The following is a 964-nucleotide window of genomic DNA, read 5'->3' as shown; positions in this document are numbered from 1 at the left end:
TTCAATTTGGTGCCAGTGATGAAGGCTTTGGAGAACGTAGCTTATCCGTTGCATCTCAACGGTTTTTCAAAAACTGAACAAACCGAACTTGCCACACAAATGTTGGAACATGTGGGGTTGGGCGAATTCATCCATCACATGCCCGATAACTTGTCTGGTGGTCAGCAGCAACGGGTAGCGATTGCTCGCGCTTTGGTTCACAAACCTGCATTAGTGATTGCCGACGAGCCAACAGCAAGCCTCGATAGCCAAACCGCAAACAAAGTCATCGATATTATGAAAGGGCTCGGGCACGAGTTTGGTACCACCTTCATTGTCGCCACTCACGACCCTCGTATGGCATCACGCTGCGATCGCACCATCGAGCTGGTGGACGGCAAAATCATCCAAACGCACGCCAGTGTGGAGGAGGTCTCATGGGCAAGCTAATTCCCGTTTCGGTTCGCCTTGCTTGGCTGAACCTACAACGTAATCGCCGACGCAGTTTGTTGTCGATGCTGATCATCGCCATTGCAGTTTTTGCGCTGACCAGCGCAGGTGGTTTTGGCCTTTATACTTACGACAGCTTGAAAGAATCCACAGCGCGTGACACGGGGCATCTGACATTAACCACGCCGGGTTATTTCGCTAAAGAAGAAGAGATGCCATTGAGCAATGGTTTGAGCCATGCCGATGCGATCACCAAACAGTTGATTGGCTTGAGAGAGGTGCGAGGCGTACAGCCTCGAGTGGAATTCAGCGGTTTGATCTCTAACGGCAGCAAGTCCTCGATTTTTATTGGTATCGGCGTTAACGAACGCGAGTTCGATATGAAAGGGCCGTTTTTGGACGTGCGTGATGGGCAGACGCTTTCCAACATTCATGCCTCTCGCTACGACGCTTCTGAGCCAGAAGTGATGCTTGGGGTGGATCTTGCCAATAATCTGAGCGTCAACGTGGGAGATTGGATTACCTTACTTGCTAC

At 50.7% G+C, this 964-nt stretch carries 2 protein-coding genes; both read left to right on the top strand.

The window, feature by feature from the left end; translation table 11 throughout:
* Window positions 1-429 (top strand): ABC transporter ATP-binding protein (locus tag R7Q09_RS24515; RefSeq protein WP_318143742.1); only part of this gene is annotated, 429 nt, incomplete at its 5' end.
* On the top strand, window positions 417-964 hold a 548-nt coding region (locus tag R7Q09_RS24510; protein ID WP_318143741.1), incomplete at its 3' end, for an ABC transporter permease. The genes R7Q09_RS24515 and R7Q09_RS24510, both read left to right, overlap by 13 nt.

The sequence above is a fragment of the Vibrio sp. 2130-1 genome (assembly GCF_033339515.1).
The sequence above is the reverse complement of the archived record's forward strand: the minus strand, read 5'-3'. Positions and strand labels throughout refer to the sequence as shown.